At 40.7% G+C, this 15,325-nt stretch carries 16 protein-coding genes; 2 read left to right on the top strand and 14 right to left on the bottom strand.

All coding sequences use genetic code 11. The annotated features are described in order from the left end of the window. The 4 genes from AB3I72_RS05620 to gnd are packed head-to-tail and all read right to left on the bottom strand — an operon-like array spanning position 1 to position 3,920. Complete coding sequence (locus tag AB3I72_RS05620; RefSeq protein WP_002354902.1) at positions 1 to 837, bottom strand: PTS sugar transporter subunit IIC; 837 nt, start codon at positions 835 to 837, stop codon at positions 1 to 3. 12 nt (positions 838 to 849) lie between these two features. Further along, the gene (locus AB3I72_RS05615; RefSeq protein ID WP_368023682.1) at positions 850 to 1,956 is read right to left on the bottom strand and encodes an iron-containing alcohol dehydrogenase family protein; all 1,107 of its coding nucleotides are present in this window, start codon (positions 1,954 to 1,956) and stop codon (positions 850 to 852) included. 14 nt (positions 1,957 to 1,970) lie between these two features. After that, the gene (locus tag AB3I72_RS05610) at positions 1,971 to 2,972 is read right to left on the bottom strand and encodes a D-isomer specific 2-hydroxyacid dehydrogenase family protein (RefSeq protein ID WP_368023681.1); all 1,002 of its coding nucleotides are present in this window, start codon (positions 2,970 to 2,972) and stop codon (positions 1,971 to 1,973) included. A 12-nt stretch (positions 2,973 to 2,984) separates the two neighbouring features. Then, a complete protein-coding gene (gene gnd / locus AB3I72_RS05605; protein ID WP_025192718.1) occupies positions 2,985 to 3,920 on the bottom strand; it encodes a phosphogluconate dehydrogenase (NAD(+)-dependent, decarboxylating) in 936 nt (311 codons plus the stop codon). 374 nt (positions 3,921 to 4,294) lie between these two features. Between gnd and AB3I72_RS05600 the strand changes: the two genes are divergently transcribed. After that, positions 4,295 to 5,182 carry a MurR/RpiR family transcriptional regulator gene (locus AB3I72_RS05600; protein WP_002383224.1) on the top strand — a complete coding sequence of 296 codons (888 nt, stop codon included), beginning with the start codon at positions 4,295 to 4,297 and terminating at the stop codon, positions 5,180 to 5,182. 147 nt (positions 5,183 to 5,329) lie between these two features. Here AB3I72_RS05600 and AB3I72_RS05595 read toward each other — a convergent pair whose 3' ends face one another. The 5 genes from AB3I72_RS05595 to AB3I72_RS05575 all read right to left on the bottom strand — a co-directional run bounded on the left by AB3I72_RS05595 (position 5,330) and on the right by AB3I72_RS05575 (position 10,209). After that, a complete protein-coding gene (locus AB3I72_RS05595; RefSeq protein WP_025188648.1) occupies positions 5,330 to 5,746 on the bottom strand; it encodes a hypothetical protein in 417 nt (138 codons plus the stop codon). A 160-nt stretch (positions 5,747 to 5,906) separates the two neighbouring features. Then, complete coding sequence (pgsA, locus tag AB3I72_RS05590) at positions 5,907 to 6,485, bottom strand: CDP-diacylglycerol--glycerol-3-phosphate 3-phosphatidyltransferase (RefSeq protein WP_002365382.1); 579 nt, start codon at positions 6,483 to 6,485, stop codon at positions 5,907 to 5,909. A 124-nt stretch (positions 6,486 to 6,609) separates the two neighbouring features. Beyond that, the gene (locus tag AB3I72_RS05585) at positions 6,610 to 7,476 is read right to left on the bottom strand and encodes a RodZ domain-containing protein (protein WP_368023680.1); all 867 of its coding nucleotides are present in this window, start codon (positions 7,474 to 7,476) and stop codon (positions 6,610 to 6,612) included. A 167-nt stretch (positions 7,477 to 7,643) separates the two neighbouring features. After that, positions 7,644 to 8,948 carry a pitrilysin family protein gene (locus tag AB3I72_RS05580; protein ID WP_002387387.1) on the bottom strand — a complete coding sequence of 435 codons (1,305 nt, stop codon included), beginning with the start codon at positions 8,946 to 8,948 and terminating at the stop codon, positions 7,644 to 7,646. Then, complete coding sequence (locus tag AB3I72_RS05575) at positions 8,941 to 10,209, bottom strand: pitrilysin family protein (protein ID WP_104806553.1); 1,269 nt, start codon at positions 10,207 to 10,209, stop codon at positions 8,941 to 8,943. Before AB3I72_RS05575 ends, AB3I72_RS05580 begins: the two co-directional genes overlap by 8 nt. Positions 10,210 to 10,417: 208 nt before the next feature. On the opposite strand from AB3I72_RS05575, the gene mscL reads away from it, so the two are divergent. Continuing rightward, complete coding sequence (gene mscL, locus AB3I72_RS05570; RefSeq protein WP_002359018.1) at positions 10,418 to 10,867, top strand: large conductance mechanosensitive channel protein MscL; 450 nt, start codon at positions 10,418 to 10,420, stop codon at positions 10,865 to 10,867. 40 nt (positions 10,868 to 10,907) lie between these two features. Here mscL and AB3I72_RS05565 read toward each other — a convergent pair whose 3' ends face one another. The 5 genes from AB3I72_RS05565 to treR all read right to left on the bottom strand — a co-directional run bounded on the left by AB3I72_RS05565 (position 10,908) and on the right by treR (position 15,085). Further along, positions 10,908 to 11,591, bottom strand: coding sequence for a WxL domain-containing protein (locus AB3I72_RS05565; RefSeq protein WP_368023678.1), 684 nt, complete (start codon positions 11,589 to 11,591; stop codon positions 10,908 to 10,910). Positions 11,592 to 11,684: 93 nt separating this feature from the next. After that, positions 11,685 to 12,389 carry a WxL domain-containing protein gene (locus AB3I72_RS05560; RefSeq protein WP_368023676.1) on the bottom strand — a complete coding sequence of 235 codons (705 nt, stop codon included), beginning with the start codon at positions 12,387 to 12,389 and terminating at the stop codon, positions 11,685 to 11,687. Between the two features lie 94 nt (positions 12,390 to 12,483). Next, positions 12,484 to 13,200 carry a WxL domain-containing protein gene (locus tag AB3I72_RS05555; protein ID WP_368023675.1) on the bottom strand — a complete coding sequence of 239 codons (717 nt, stop codon included), beginning with the start codon at positions 13,198 to 13,200 and terminating at the stop codon, positions 12,484 to 12,486. A gap of 94 nt (positions 13,201 to 13,294) precedes the next feature. After that, on the bottom strand, positions 13,295 to 13,993 hold the full coding sequence (locus tag AB3I72_RS05550) for a WxL domain-containing protein (RefSeq protein WP_061100874.1): 699 nt from the start codon (positions 13,991 to 13,993) through the stop codon (positions 13,295 to 13,297). A gap of 378 nt (positions 13,994 to 14,371) precedes the next feature. Further along, positions 14,372 to 15,085, bottom strand: a complete 714-nt coding sequence (treR, locus tag AB3I72_RS05545) for a trehalose operon repressor (RefSeq protein ID WP_002354877.1) — start codon at positions 15,083 to 15,085, stop codon at positions 14,372 to 14,374. Positions 15,086 to 15,325: the final 240 nt, after the last annotated feature.

The following is a 15,325-nucleotide window of genomic DNA, read 5'->3' as shown; positions in this document are numbered from 1 at the left end:
TTAAAACCCGTCATCGTAATCGTCATCATCATCAAAATCAGTGGTGGCACTCGCGGAACCAGCACTTTCTGCTACAGGTTTGCCTTTTTGGACTTGCACAAAAATTAACGCAATAATTACGCCAAAGATGGCATACGTTACCATGGTAATTTCCAATGACTTAAAGACGATACTCATGAAGTATGCAAGGAAAAAGAAAACCAAGAAATCTTTTCGACCAATGACATAGACCGTTGTCGCAATCCCAATTGCGGCTAAACCACCACCGACTACTTCTAACACGTGAATCACAACGGTTCCTTCTAATGCTTTAATAATATCGGCAATGACTGGTGCCCCTAAATAAAGAGCAAAAAAGACTAATGGAACGAATAAAATAAATGAGGCAATCGTTGGATACCAGATAATTGAGCGGGCAATTTTTTTAGAATTTAGTTCAGCCACCGCACGATCGGTATACTTCCCTAAAAACGTGTTAATAAAGAAACGGAATTGATATAAATAACTTCCTAAAAGACCGACAGGAACCGCTACGGCGATAGCCGCTTCCGGCTTCAAATTCCCTAGCAACGCAACTGGCACAGCAATCGCTGCCGCAATTGATGGTTCTGCTGGCATAGAGCCACCTGGTGAAAAAACACCCATGTAAATCATTTGTAATGCTGCGGTGACAATCATCGCTTTCGGGACATCGCCCATCACTAAACCTGCTACTAACCCTGTCATTAAGGGCGAGAAACGCAACGTTAACGTTGCTCCTCCTCCAAGCCATCTGGACATAATTGCTGCCACCCAAAGCGCCATTATCAAACTTTGTAAAACACTTAACGTTTCCATAGTTCCTCCTTCTTATCCTTGGTTTTGGATATACTTTTCTAGCTCTTCAATCCCTTGACGTAAACGTTCTTCCGAAATCTCAATAGGAATTAAATGAACCTTTTCTTTTGAATCAATAAATTGAACCATTGCATCGAGTACTGCTTCTTCTTTTGGGTAAAGGCCCATTTGTCGTAACGACATGGGCAAGTTTAGCTCTTGATAAAAAGGGATTAATGCGTCTATGATGGCCCACCTTTTTTCCAATGCTAATTGATAGAAGATGCCGTAAGCTACTTTTTCGCCGTGTAAATAGTCATGACTTTTGGGTAAAAATTTACTCATAGCATCATGCATGGCGTGTGCTGCTGCATTGCGGGCGTATTTGTCACCGAAGCCGCCGACTAATCCGGAAACAGCGAAAACAATTTCTGAAAGATGGACAAATTCAGGCGTGAGTTTGCCCTCGTCCATCGCTGCTAAGGCTGCTTTTGAGTCCCGCATAATCGCTTCTTGCGAAAGCTTGGCGGTCGCTCCCGCTAATTGTAAAAAGGGTTCCCCTTGCAAATGGGCTTGGCGTAAAATGGTCTCTGATTCATACCATTTCGCTAACGTATCAGCTAAACCAGCGACAAAATAATCACGGGGCGCATCCAGAAGCAACTTAGGATCGGTGATTAAAAACGCAGCTTGGCGAAAGAAATGTTCCGTTTTGCCTTCGGCCGCGCCATTTTCTTGATACATCACAGCTAACGGTGTCCACGGCGCACAGTTACTAGCCAAAGTAGGGACCAAGCCAAAATTCAGATTGTTTAAATGGGCGCTGTAGCCCACTAAATCGGCTAACTTACCGCCGCCGACTCCCAGAAGAAAGTCAATCTGGTGTTCCTTTATTTGCTGTGAAATTTGTTCGGCGCCAAAATAACTACATTCTCCTGTGTAAGTGTGATAGAAGAATTGATACTCTGAATCTGCCAAGAATGGCAAAAATGGCTGAGCTTTTTCAAAGGATACGGTGCCATGCACCACCAAAATTCGTCGGGCGTGATATTCCTTGAAAAGTGACGGCACCGAAGCTAAGGCGCCTTCGTGGTAACGATAAAATTGCGGTCCAACTTTCACTTTTAAATCAGTTAACATGCTCCTCCTCCTTCTTAACTAACGTAACGACTGACTTCTTGCACTGCCCGTTGAGGTAAAATACCTTGCACCACGTCTTCCACATCTTGCACGCATTTTTCTCCCATCGCTTGCAGGCATTCCCAGGTATAAGCGGAGGTGTGCGGCGTCATTACTACATTTTCAAACGCAAGATAAGGATGATTTTTCCGACCTGGTTCCTCTTCTAAAACATCTGTCCCAAGCCCAGCAATTTTGCCCGATTCTAAGCCGGCAATCATGGCTTCTTCATCAATCAAGGCGCCTCGTGCGCTATTGGAAAGATAGACGCCGTCTTTCATCTTGGCAATTTCCGCCGAGCCAATCATGTGATAACTTTCTTCAGTTAAATTGGCACATAAACAAATGATGTCTGCTGAAGCTAGCAACGTATCTAAGTCTACTTTTTTGGCTCCATAACTTTGCAGATAAGTGGCGGATTTATAGGGATCATACGCTAACACGTCACAGCGAAATCCGTTTCGTAACGTCTCAACGACACAACTTCCTGTGTTCCCAACACCAATGACACCCACAGTTTTGTTAAATAACGTCCGACCGACAAAATTCGCTCGTTTTTCCCATTGATCTGCTTTAACGCTGGCATCTGCAGCCACGGTTTGCCGTAAAACAGCTAGTAAATTTGTGACATTGTTTTCCGCCACGGCATCTCGTTCTACTAAAGCTGGGATGATGGAAACGATTGTGTCATGCTGTTTTGCAGCGTCTAAATCGATGTTGTTATACCCAATGCCATGGCGAGAAATCAACAATAATTCATCTTTATGTTCAAAAAATTCTTTCGTGAAAAATGGCGTCACGCTAGCAATAATAATCGTATATCCTTGTAAACATTCCGCTAACTCTTTGCCACCAATTTCACTGTCGACTGTAAAATGCTTCACGGTGCCTATTTTTTCTAAGCGCGTCAAGTGTTCAGGAAAAATTTGACCAAAACTACTGGAATTCACTATGGCAATTTTTTGTTTTTTTAACATGACTAAACTCCTTTACTGACTTTTTACGACTTCATGCCCGCCAAATCCTTGTCGCAAAGAAGCGACCACTTTGTTTGAAAAATGATTTGCTAGCATACTTTCATTTCGAGTAAATAAGGACAACGCCGTAGTTGGGACGGGCATCTCCAAACGCAATGCTTCTTCAATCATCCATTTGGCTTCGCCATTTGCTGCAACTTTCCCTTCTAAATTGGCTAACGTAGGATTTTCCGCAAAAACCTCTTTCGCTAAGCCCATCAAGCGAGCTTCAATAATCGAGCCGTGATTCCACACATCGGCTACTTTCTCCAACGCAAAATCATATTCGGCAGCTTCTAATAAATTGAATCCTTCGCCCATGGCTTGCATCATGACGTACTCAATCCCGTTATGCACCATTTTCAAATAGTGACCAGCTCCTGATTTCCCAGCATAAAGATATCCTTGTTCACAAGCTAAATCTTCAAAAAATGGGGTTAACACTTTGACAGCTTCAGGCGCACCGCCAACCATTAAACACGCTCCTTCCCGCGCTCCTTTGATGCCACCAGAAGTACCACAATCAATAAAATAAATTCCTTTTTCCTTAGCAAGCTGAGCATTCGCGACACTATCATGAAAATTTGAATTGCCACTATCCACAATGATATCCTCTGGTGCTAATTGCTCTACCAATTCTGCCACTAATTGATTGGTAATCTGACCAGCGGGGGTACTTAAAAAAATCACCCTCCTTTTATTAAGCGCTTTCAATAGTTCTGACAACGAATCTACAACGGAAAGACCCTGTTCTCTAGCAGTCGCTCTTGCTTCCTTTGTCACATCAAAGCCAATAATGGGCCAGCCTTGTTCGTGAACATTTAATGCCATGTTCAAACCCATTTTCCCAAGTCCAATAAAGCCAATGTCCATTTTTCTTTCACCTGCCTCTTTTGATACTTCAATCATAAAGGATAAAAAAAATAATGTAAACGATTACACTAATTAAAAAATATTTTTTATTTTTTAGCAAAAATCTTGCCTACTCAAAAGGTAAAACGTTTTTATTTTTAAGGAGCTTTCATACAAAAAACACAAGTAAATCTCTTGGTATCACGTTCTTTTTACTGGCTACTTTCTTTAGTTGAGAGAAGTCTTTTCAAGACCCCTTCATTTTTCAGAAAAAAGATTATTTATTTTTTTTGGCTTTTTTTAAAGAATTTCTTTTTTGTGGAGAAAAAGAGAAATTGTATTTGTCCTCTTTTTCCACTATAATCAGTCTATACCAACAATGAAAAGGCATTCATTCTATTTTAAAAAAATAAGATTGGAGGAACGTGTTAATGAAAAACCACTATTTGGATCAACGGATTCGGATCAAAAAACCGAATTTGAGCCTCACAGAAAAGAAAATTTCCGATTACTTTGTTCATTCTGAATCACTATTGACACAAATGACGTTAGAAAGTCTGGCCAACGAAATTGGCGTCTCCCAATCTTCCGTGTATCAATTTGTAAAAAAGATTGGCTATTCTGGGTTCCAAGAATTTAAAATTGATATCGCCAGAAATTCTAATTATCAGCCGACTTTTCAAAACGTCAATAGCGTGAATGGCGCCGATGATATTTCACCAGATGATGATAGTATTACGATTGCTAAAAAAGTCTTACAAGCCAATATTTATTCCCTCAGTAACGCCACACAGTTCTTAACAAAAGAGCTGTTAGATAACGTGTTGGCTTTGATGTACTCTGCCAAAACGCTTCATTTTTTTGGGCAAGGCGGCTCCTCGATTGTGGCTTTTGATAGTTTCCATAAATTCATTCGGACTAACTATCGGTGCAACTACATTTTTGATTACCACATGCAGTTAAGTTTTGTCACAAAATTAACCAGTGAAGATTGTGTGTTTATTTTTTCCCATTCAGGCAAAACTAAAGAATCAATCAACCTAGCACGACAAGTTAAAAAAACCAACGCAAAAATGATTACGTTAACTGGTAACAGCGGTTCAGAGTTAGCAGGCTTGTCCGACGAAGCAATTATTGTCGTCACCGAAGAAGGCTTGTTTCGTGCGGAATCCTTGGCTTCACGGATTAGTTACTTAACGGTAATGGATATTTTATATACAAATACGATGTATCACAATTTTGATCAAAATGCCGATTCCTTGAAAAAAATCCGCGACAACATTAGCACGACTAAGACCGATCCGCATTATTTGTCGTAAAGGAAAGTCGGTGACAACAATTGGCTGCCGCTTAACTAGTATCTCACATTGAAATACTAATTAAGCGGCAGCCAATTGTTAAAATATCTAGTTTCAATTAAAACGGAATTGTATTATATTTGCCCTTTAAAATTTCTGACCATTTTTCTATTTACCACCGAAATCGCCATACACATTTCCTTCTGCATCAGATAGACGTTTTCCTTTATCAACTTTTTTAAACGTTATTGTGTTCGTTTTCTTGTCCAACTGACCAGTAATTTCATAACTATCTCTATTTTCTTTTATTTTAATATTTTGATACACCTCTTTTTCTGTTCTACTTGTTTTTAGTGTGTCTTCATTATTTGGATTAACCAAATATTCTTTTTCAAACGTCATGGTTTTATCCTTATTAAAAAAAATTGAACCTTTTGTTAGGTCTTCTTCCTGTTCAGTGATCGTGGTAAGTATCAATGGAAACGAATTGTTATCTAAAAGATGTCCGCTTTCTTTTTCATTATGACTACACCCCGTTAAAAATATGAACAAAATAATACAACAAAGATACCCGATTTTTTTCATAATTATCTCCTCCTGTTCCATTCCATAGCGCTGAAAAGCTATCGGTCATTAAAGCAGTGTACCCTTCCTTGTTCCCTTTAAACAAGCACAGTTTATTTGTCCATTCAATCATGAATACTAAAAAAACGCTTGGCACAAGCCAAGCGTTTTGATTCTCTCTTTACATCGAACCTTTAAAAACATCTTTATTCTTAGCAAAATAATCAACACCAGAGTAAATGGTGAAAATCAAGCAGGCATATAGCATGATTTGATCTAGTGGTAGATGGAGTGCTGAAAATGGAATGTTGTTAATGAATAGTAAAATAATTGCAACCATTTGGGTAGCTGTTTTTACTTTTCCTGGCCAAGCTGCTGCCATTACTTCGCCATGTTCGACTAATAACAACCGTAAACCAGTTACTGCCAATTCACGACAAACAATAATTGCTACAATCCAAGCGGGTACTTTGCCTTGACCAACTAAGACGATAAAAGCGGTCATCACTAGCATTTTGTCCGCTAATGGGTCCGCAAATTTTCCGAAGTTCGTCACCAAGCCTTGTGCACGGGCAATTTTGCCATCCAACCAGTCTGTAAAACTAGCAACTGCAAAAATAATCGCGCCCACTAATTGGGTAACGGCTAACGTTGTGTCGCCAAAACTAATCGTTCCCCAGTCCATTGGCACTGACACAATAATAATAAAAATTGGAATCATAAATATTCTTAAAACTGTTAATTTATTTGGTAAATTCACTTCAATTGCCCCTTCCTTCTCCTGTTCTATTTTACGTTATCTTGCTGGCAGTGTCACGAAAAAAAGAAAAGAATCTGGAGTAATTGCCGTTTGACGGTTTTTCCAGATTCTTCTTACATCATTTCTAACGATACGTAATCCCTAATGTAACATCCTTACGAATTAAAACTGGCGTTTTTTCCAGTGTTAAATCGGCGCCATCGACTTGAATGACGACGTTATTTGAGGCGCCTAGAATCAGTGTTGCATTGGCGGCATTTGCAGGTAAAGCTGTTGTTTGGGTCTCTCCTGCTTGCAGGGTGTGTTGGTACGTATAGTTGCCATCGACCATCACGCCAATCCAGCAAGAGCCTTCAGTGCCTTTAAAGGTAATGTTGATTGGACTATTCGCATCTTTAACCGTTGCAGTCACTTGATTGTTAGCATCGCTCACCACAGCCACAGCTGTTTTCTTCTCTGGTTCGCTTGAAGAAGACGGCGGTGTACTACTTTGTGTGCTACTTTCTGGGGCTTGACTTGATTCTTTGGGTTTTTCCACACTGGCACTAGTTGCCGGTGTTTGAATAATCGGTTCGGCTTTTTGATCTTGCCACATAATATACAGCACTACGACCGCAATGGCTAAACCAATTAACGAAAAGGCAATGGCTGGTAAGTTCCGCAGTAACCAACTGGATTGCTTTTCTTCGTCATGCAATTGCTTACGTGATCCTTCAAGCTCTTCATACACTGGCTTGGGTTCTTCGACAATTGCTGGCTCTTTGCCATCATAGATATCTACCAATTGATTGCCATCTAAGCCGACCGCACTTGCATATTGGCGGATAAACGCCCGCACATAAAAGGTGCCTGGTAAGGACTCAAAATCGTTTTGTTCAATAATTTCTAAATATCTTTTTTGAATTTTTGTCATTTGTTGCAGTTCATCAATTGAGATGTTCTTCTGCAATCTTGCTTCTTTTAGTGTTTCTCCAATATTTACGCTGGCCACTCGTCCATCTTCTCCAGTCTATTTTGTTAATTTATCGATTGTCTCATCAGTCTTTTTCAATTGCCAAGGAAAACATTCCCGTCCTTTAAGAATACCACAAAAGAAGCCAACTGAGGATAACAAAATTGAAAGATTTCAAAGATTTTTCTTTTTCTTAAACAGTTGGTTTATTGCTCGGTTTCTCCTTTAGGATACATGTAGAAACGGCTCAATCCTTCTTCACGAATAAAGGTCTCTGCTACTTGGCGGACGTCGGCTAATTGAATGCTTTCAATAACTTCAATCTTATCAAACAGCGTGGTTTCCCCAAACAATGATTGTGAAAATTGGTTGGCGATATACTCTAAAGAGTTTAAGGATTGGAAGTATTTACCAATCATTTTTTTCTTCAATAAGGACAAATTTTCTTCCGTTAATTCTGGACTTGTTGTGGCAGATAATAAAATAGCTTCAATTCGTTCTGCTAAGACTTCTGGTTGCTCACTATCGCCGCCAATATCCGCAAAATGGAAACTGCGATCTAAATTAAAGTCATAACTAAAACTATCATCTAACAAGCCTTCATCATAAAGAGCCAAATAGTTTTGAGAGGTATTGCCAAACAATAATTGTAACAACAAGTTCACGGTGACTTGATATTTCATTAAATCACGACCCGTTGTTGGCACTTCATCTAAGCCTTTCAAGCCAACAAGCACTTTTGCCCGTGTGACTGTCATTTCAATGGCGCTCTCTTTGACAATGTCGGCAGCTGTTTCTTCAGGAAAATGCCGACGAATAGGTTGGGCGGCAGGAAACTCTTTCGCCGCTTGGTTTTCACGAATGAACGCCATTAACGCTTCAGGGTCCATTTTCCCTACCACGAATAAGGTCATATTACTTGGATGATAAAACGTATTGTAGCATGTATACAAATCTTCTGCGGTAATCTCCGCAATACTTGCCACTGTGCCGGCAATATCAATATGCAATGGATGCTTCGGATAAAGGTTGCCTAAAATCCCAAAGAACAAGCGCCAGTTAGGATCATCTAAATACATTTGAATTTCTTGTCCGATGATGCCTTTTTCTTTTTCGACCGTTTCCTTCGTGAAATACGGCGATTGCACAAAATCAAGCAACGTTTCTAGATTTTGTGTCACTTGATCCGTCGTTGAAAACAAATAACTCGTTTTCGTAAAACTGGTAAAGGCATTCGCTGAAGCCCCTTGTTGCCCAAATTTTTGGAAGACATCGCCATCTTCTTTTTCAAACATTTTATGTTCTAAAAAGTGGGCGATTCCGTCAGGTACTTCAATCATTTCCTCTTGACCAATTGGCACGAACGTATTGTCAATGGAACCATAATCGGTCGTAAACAAGCCATACGTTTTTTGGAAATCATTTTTCGGTAATAGGTAAACCTTTAAACCATTTTCCAGTGTTTCTGTATACAATGTTTCTTTAATTTGTGCATAGTCTTTTTTAATCATTTTCCGTGTCTCCTTCCAAAAAGAAGATTGCTTGAAGTTCCAAGCGTTTGGCTACTTCTTGGATTTCTGGAATAGTCACGGCATTAATCCGCGCAATCCATTCCTCCGCCGTCAGCATCGTCTGCGGCATTAATTCGTTCAAGTATTCTTTTTCCAGCCACGCGCCTGCATTATCTAACGCTAAGATATACTGATTTTTTAGCATTGCTTTCGTTTGTTCAATTTCTAATTCGCTAATCTTACCTAAGCGAATATTTTCCAATTCTGTCGAAATCAAACGCAAGACCTGATTCCGATTTTTGCCATCGATTCCTGTTTGAACCGTCATGAAGCCACGGAAGGTGTCGATACTACTAGAAGCATAATACGCTAAATGCTCTTTCTCACGGACATTCATAAATAATTTAGAATGCGGGAAACCGCCAAAAATTCCATTAAACACTTGCAACGCAAAATAATAGCTATCGCCATAATAAATATCTGTGTTGTAAGCCAAGTTTAATTTCGATTGGGCTAGCACCTCACGCTCGGTCCGCTCTTCAATCACGTTGCGAATTGGTTGATTGTAGAAAATCGCGGCTTTGCCTTCTTCACGTGGCGTAAACGGTAATTGCTTGAATAACGGCACTAACTCCGCCTCATTGACATCACCTAAGACAAAAATATCCACTTGATCTTCCGCCAGCATTTTTTGATAATACGCTGCTAATGACGCCGCAGTTTCCTCAGCTAACGCCACAACAGTCCCAAAACTAGGGATTTTTTGATCCTCCGATTGATTAAAATAGACACTTTGAAGCGCCAAAGAAGCATAGGTTTGCTTATCTTCCACAATACTTTCCAAGTACGCTTTCAAGTTCTCTTTCTCCCGTTGGAAGGTTTCCGCCTCAAATTGGCCCGCTTGAATATTGGGGGCAAAAATAATTTCCTTCAAAAAGTCCACCGCTTCGGCAAGCACCTGACTATCCTGTAAATAATGATCATTGACAATGTTCATAGAAATATTAAACCAATGTTGATTGCCTTTTTTGGAAACGCCAATCCCAAAGCTGGCGCCGTAAAGTTCCGCCAAACGCTCACTTAACTTGACTTGATTCGGGTAATTCAAGCTGTTGGTTTCCATTAAACTGGACAACAGCGTTCTTTTTGTAATGGTTTCATGATTTAATCGTGTATTAAAGCGGACTAAAAGACGCACCGTTTTATATTTTTCTGTAGGAATGACGTGTAAATTCACGCCTTTAACTAATTGAACAGACATTGCCGCATCGCTCCTTCATTTGCTTCATCTTACCTAAAGAATGCTGTGAAATATATGTATCGCGTAAATTCTAAAGCATTTTTTAATGTTTTTTCCAATAGCTCCATTATAACACAGCTTCAGGTGCTTTCTGAATGATAAGAGTTTTTCAGTTCAAATTTTCAAGAAGATTCGGTATACTGTTTTTAAAGTGAGGAGGGAAAAAAGAATGATTAAAGAATTTAAAGAGTTTATCATGCGCGGGAGTGTCTTAGACCTAGCCGTTGGTGTTGTCATTGGTAGTGCGTTTACAGCGATTGTGACACAAGTGGTGGAAGGCTTGATTACCCCGTTAATTAGTCTGATTTTTGTCTTGACGACTGGGAAAAAGAGTGCCGACGATGCATTGGGTGCCCTTGTTTATAAAGTCGAAGGCGTTGAATTCAATATTGGTAGCGTGATTAGTGCACTTATTACATTTTTAATTACGGCCTTCGTCCTCTTCTTGATTGTCAAAGCGGCCAACAAAATGAAAAACCGTGGCAAAAAAGAAGAAGCGGCAGAAGAAGAAGTGGTACCAACGAGCGAAGATTACTTAAAAGAAATTCGCGACTTGCTAGCGGCGCAAACACCGCCTGCTGAAACTGTCAAAACAGACAGCACCGTCACAGAGAAATAAGCAAAAAGTCATCCTAAAGGGATGACTTTTTTGTTTGGTCTTAGATAGATGGTCCTGCGACGAGGTTCCAAGTTACGTTCCCTGTGTAAGCCCCTGCTTTAAGTTGTTGGTAAGGGGTCGTGATGTTTAAATATTTTTCAGTCAAGGCAGAACCCCACATTCCTTGGCCTTTTCCACTCACTGCATTCCCCACTAATGTGGCACCGCCACCAATTGTAATACTACTGCTAGCTAAAAATTCAGGAGCAGAAGGATCGCTATTGTAATCATAACCTCTTATTGGTTCAAAAAGATTTCTCTCTTCATCATATGTTACAATATAGCTTTGTTGTTTAAAAGAGAATATGCCTGTCAATTTCTCTTCACCGTTAGCCATTTCTGGAATTGCGGCAGTAACATGCCAGCCCTCTTTCGTCCCTCTTAAATCACCTACTCCATAGCGAGCAATGACTCCAGTAGAAAGGGCAGATAGATCAGCAGAAATAGCTGTTTTAGGAAAAATAAATTTTACAGGAACATAAAGCAAATCAAAATCCGTGTTCGAGCCATTAGGATCGGGATCTTTTCCGCCATCATCACCATTTCCATCTGGCAACTTCCCTCCACCAAACTCCACCTGCACTGGCGTATTCCCTGTCGTCACAGCTTGTGCCGAAAGCGGTGCCAAACTAGCACCAACCACTGCGCTACTTACCAACAAGCTTGCGAGTAATTTCTTTTTCATTTTACATACCTCTCTTTTTTTATTGATTGTTTAATAACGGACGGAAGACCATCTAAACAGCTCTTCCGTCCGCTATTGTTTACCTGTTTACGTTTAAATTGATGGTCCTGCCACGAGATTCCAAGTGACATTTCCTGTGTAAGCCCCTGCTTTAATTTGTTGGTAAGGGGTCGTAATGTTTAACACGGTTTTATGCATCCCTATTCTAAACGTGCCTTGCCCAGTACCCGCAGGAGCGTTTGCTATAAGCGTTGCATCCCCCTCTAAATTTATCGACCTTTGTCCCTCACTGGCTAATTGTGGTTTCAGTTCAGGTGGTATACTTGGCGCATTAGTCGCAGTATATCTGTTTAATGTTTCGTCATAAACGATGGCTCCGACAGTCAGTTCTCCTGCCACTTCCATGTATCCCTGTAAGCTTTCACTTCCTAACTTCATACCATTTACTTGGGCTGTTAAATGCCAACCTTCTTTCGTCCCTCGTAAGTCACCCACGCCAACTACAGCCGGATAACCAGATACCCGTTCAGGAATAGGCTTTGTCAAATCGTCTGAAATAGATGAGTTTCTAAAGTTATATCTACCTGGAATAAATAGTAAATCAAAATCACTGTTTGTAGCATCTGGGTCAGGTCTTACTGCAGTCGCATCACCATCACCATCTGGCAATTTACCCCCACCAAACTCCACCTGCACTGGCGTATTCCCAGTCGTCACGGCCTGTACCGAAAGCGGTGCCAAACTAGCACCAACCACTGCGCTACTTACCAACAAGCTTGCGAGTAATTTCTTTTTCATTTTACATACCTCTCTTTTTTTAATTGATTGTTTAATAACGGACGGAAGACTATCTAAACAGCTCTTCCGTCCGCTATTGTTTACCTGTTTACGTTTAAATTGATGGTCCTGCCACGAGGTTCCAGGTGATAGTTCCTGTGTAGTTACCTGCTTTGATATCATATGCTGAGGTAGTGATATTTAAATAATTATCACGCATTGCAAAATGCCATAATCCTTGCCCTTTTCCAGAAGTTGCATTAGCAACTAGCGTGGCATCTCCTCCTAAATTAAGTGTCCAATCACTAGCAGCAGCTACACTTGGTCTAATTCCAGGTGATGAAATTGGAGTGAACAAATAATCATACTGATTAGTTGTTTCATTAAACACCAAATCATACAGAACTATACTGCCTGAGGTAATATTCCCATCTAAGCGTTCGTTGCCTGACATAAGTCCACTGGACTGAGCAGTTACATGCCAACCCTCTTTAGTCCCACGTATATCACCTACACCTAAGGCTTCTCTACTTCCACTCACACCTTCATCTTCTTTATTCGGAATTGGTTGTGTCAAATCATCTGAAATTGATAATTTTCCAAAATCATACTCCCTTGGAATGTACAATAAATCAAAGTCACTATTCGTAGCGTTTGGGTCAGGCCGTTCTGTATTCGGACTAGGCCCATTCCCATCTGGCAACGTCCCTCCACCAAGCTCCACCTGCACTGGAGTATTCCCTGTCGTTACCGCCTGCGCCGACAGTGGTGCCAAACTAGCACCAACCACTGCGCTACTTACCAACAAGGTTGCGAGTAATTTCTTTTTCATTTTACATACCTCTCTTTTTTAAATTAATTGTTTAACAACGGACGGAAGACCATTTAAACAGCTCTTCCGTCCGCTATTGTTTACCTGTTTACGTTTAAATTGATGGTCCTGCCACGAGGTTCCAAGTGACATTGCCTGTATACGCGCCTTTTTTCAGTTCTTGCATTGGGGTTGTTACATTTAACGTTAAGTTATCTAAACGACCTGACCAAGTCCCTTGCCCTTTTCCTAGAGGGGCGTTAATTAAAGCCGCGGCGCCGCCACCAATCTTAAGGCTCGCACCGTTAAAGCTAGGGGCTGTTGGATCATTAGCGATATTCATGCCATTCAGAGTATTGAAGCCCCCATAAGAACTCGTACTTTCATTGAATATGGCATAGTATGGTGTCATTCCAAAAGTAATCTGTCCATCTAATGTATCTGTGCCATTGCTCATGCCCACTACTTCGCCAGTGACATGCCAACCTTCTTTGGTTCCGCGGACATCACCCACCATGATTGATTTGGGCGTAGTTGAAACGGGTTTAATGGCAGTTAAATCCTCATCAATTTTTACTGGAGAAAAGTCAAAAATTTTCGGAATGGCTAATAAGTCAAAATTCGTATTCGGTTGCGATGGATCGGGATTTACGATTGCGCCAGTATCATCTCCCTGATCTGCTAATTTCCCTCCATCAAATTCTACCTGGACTGGTGTATTTCCTGTTGTGACAGCCTGTGCCGAAAGAGGCGCCAAGCTCGCCCCAACGACTGCGCTACCAACGAGTAAACTTGCGAATAATTTCTTTTTCATCTATGTATGTCTCCTTTGTTTAAGAATTTCCAGAATATGTTTCTGAAGCTATGGCCTTAATTATACAAGATTCCCCTGCGTCTGTGATTTTAAATATTTAACCGTGCATAGAAAAAATCAACAGTTCTTTTGATATCAACGATATCCCTTGATTTTAAACATAAATTTCAACACTTTTTGACATTAACAAGCGTTATTTAATGATTTTCACGGCAAAATCGATTAATAAACAGCAAGAAAACGTCAAAAAGTAAGGGTTCGACTCTTACTTTTTGACGTTTTCTTTTAAAATCTTATAAATTTATCCGCGATTTCGTCGAAAAAATCGTCAATTTCCATTTAATGACAGCCATTTTTGCATTTGCTAGTCGCCAAGACTTACAACTTGCGACGACGGGCGAATTCCACAAACTTAAATTTGTTTAAGCGGTGACGGGATTCCGTATAGCCAAAACAGCGCGTGTCTTCCAAGTTCATGATACTGCGGACCACCACAACATGATTGCCTTCGACTTCACCAATCAGCTGCTTGTCCATCTCTGTGAGCGGTTCCACGGTAATCTCTTTCTGGGCATAACTAATCGCCAAGCCAAGGTCGTTTTCCAAATAATCGAAAATCGAATCTTCGGCACGGTGCTTCGGCAGTTCTGGGACAATCTCTTTAATCAAGTAGTCAATATCTAAAATATCGACTTCCCCTTCAATCTCCCGTTGCCGGACTAAGCGCCACACAGGGGCCCCTTCTGTCCAACCAGTCAACTGAGCCAAGTTGCGCTCCACAGGAATTTCTTCTAAGGAAACTACATGAGTATGACTTTCAATATGTTGCGTTTGTTGTAACTCCTTGTAACTGGTCACTCCTGAAATAGGGAAATTAAATTTTTTAAAGTTTAAGACAATCGAGCCTTTGCCTTGTTTTTTCTGAATGTAGCCAGCGTTAATCAGTAAATTCAAGGCTTTCCGAATTGTTTCACGGGAAACATTGTAGGTTTCCACTAATTGATTTTCACTAGGTAATAAATCGCCTGGCTGATAGTCGCCTTGGACAATTTGTTGTTCTAATTCTAAAAATATGTCATGAAACTTGTTCATGCCGATCCTCCTCTACCAACAATTTCTTTTCTAAAAGCATAGCATATTCCCTCCGAAAAACCTAGAGCTGGTCAGAAAAATCCCCCGCACTTTCTGCCTTGCTTACGCACTGACTCCCCCAGCTAAACCACTGCTTGACCGCCTTTTTTTCGGAACCAGCGCAGTCTGTTACAGCCCCCTTCTGGAAAACTTTTCCCAAGAATCTAGGGAAAATCCTTGTAATTCTGATTCGTTCATACT

Source organism: Enterococcus sp. GC34, assembly GCF_040886645.1.
In the GTDB taxonomy this organism is placed as follows: domain Bacteria; phylum Bacillota; class Bacilli; order Lactobacillales; family Enterococcaceae; genus Enterococcus; species Enterococcus faecalis.
This window is presented reverse-complemented; position numbering and strand designations above follow the sequence as displayed.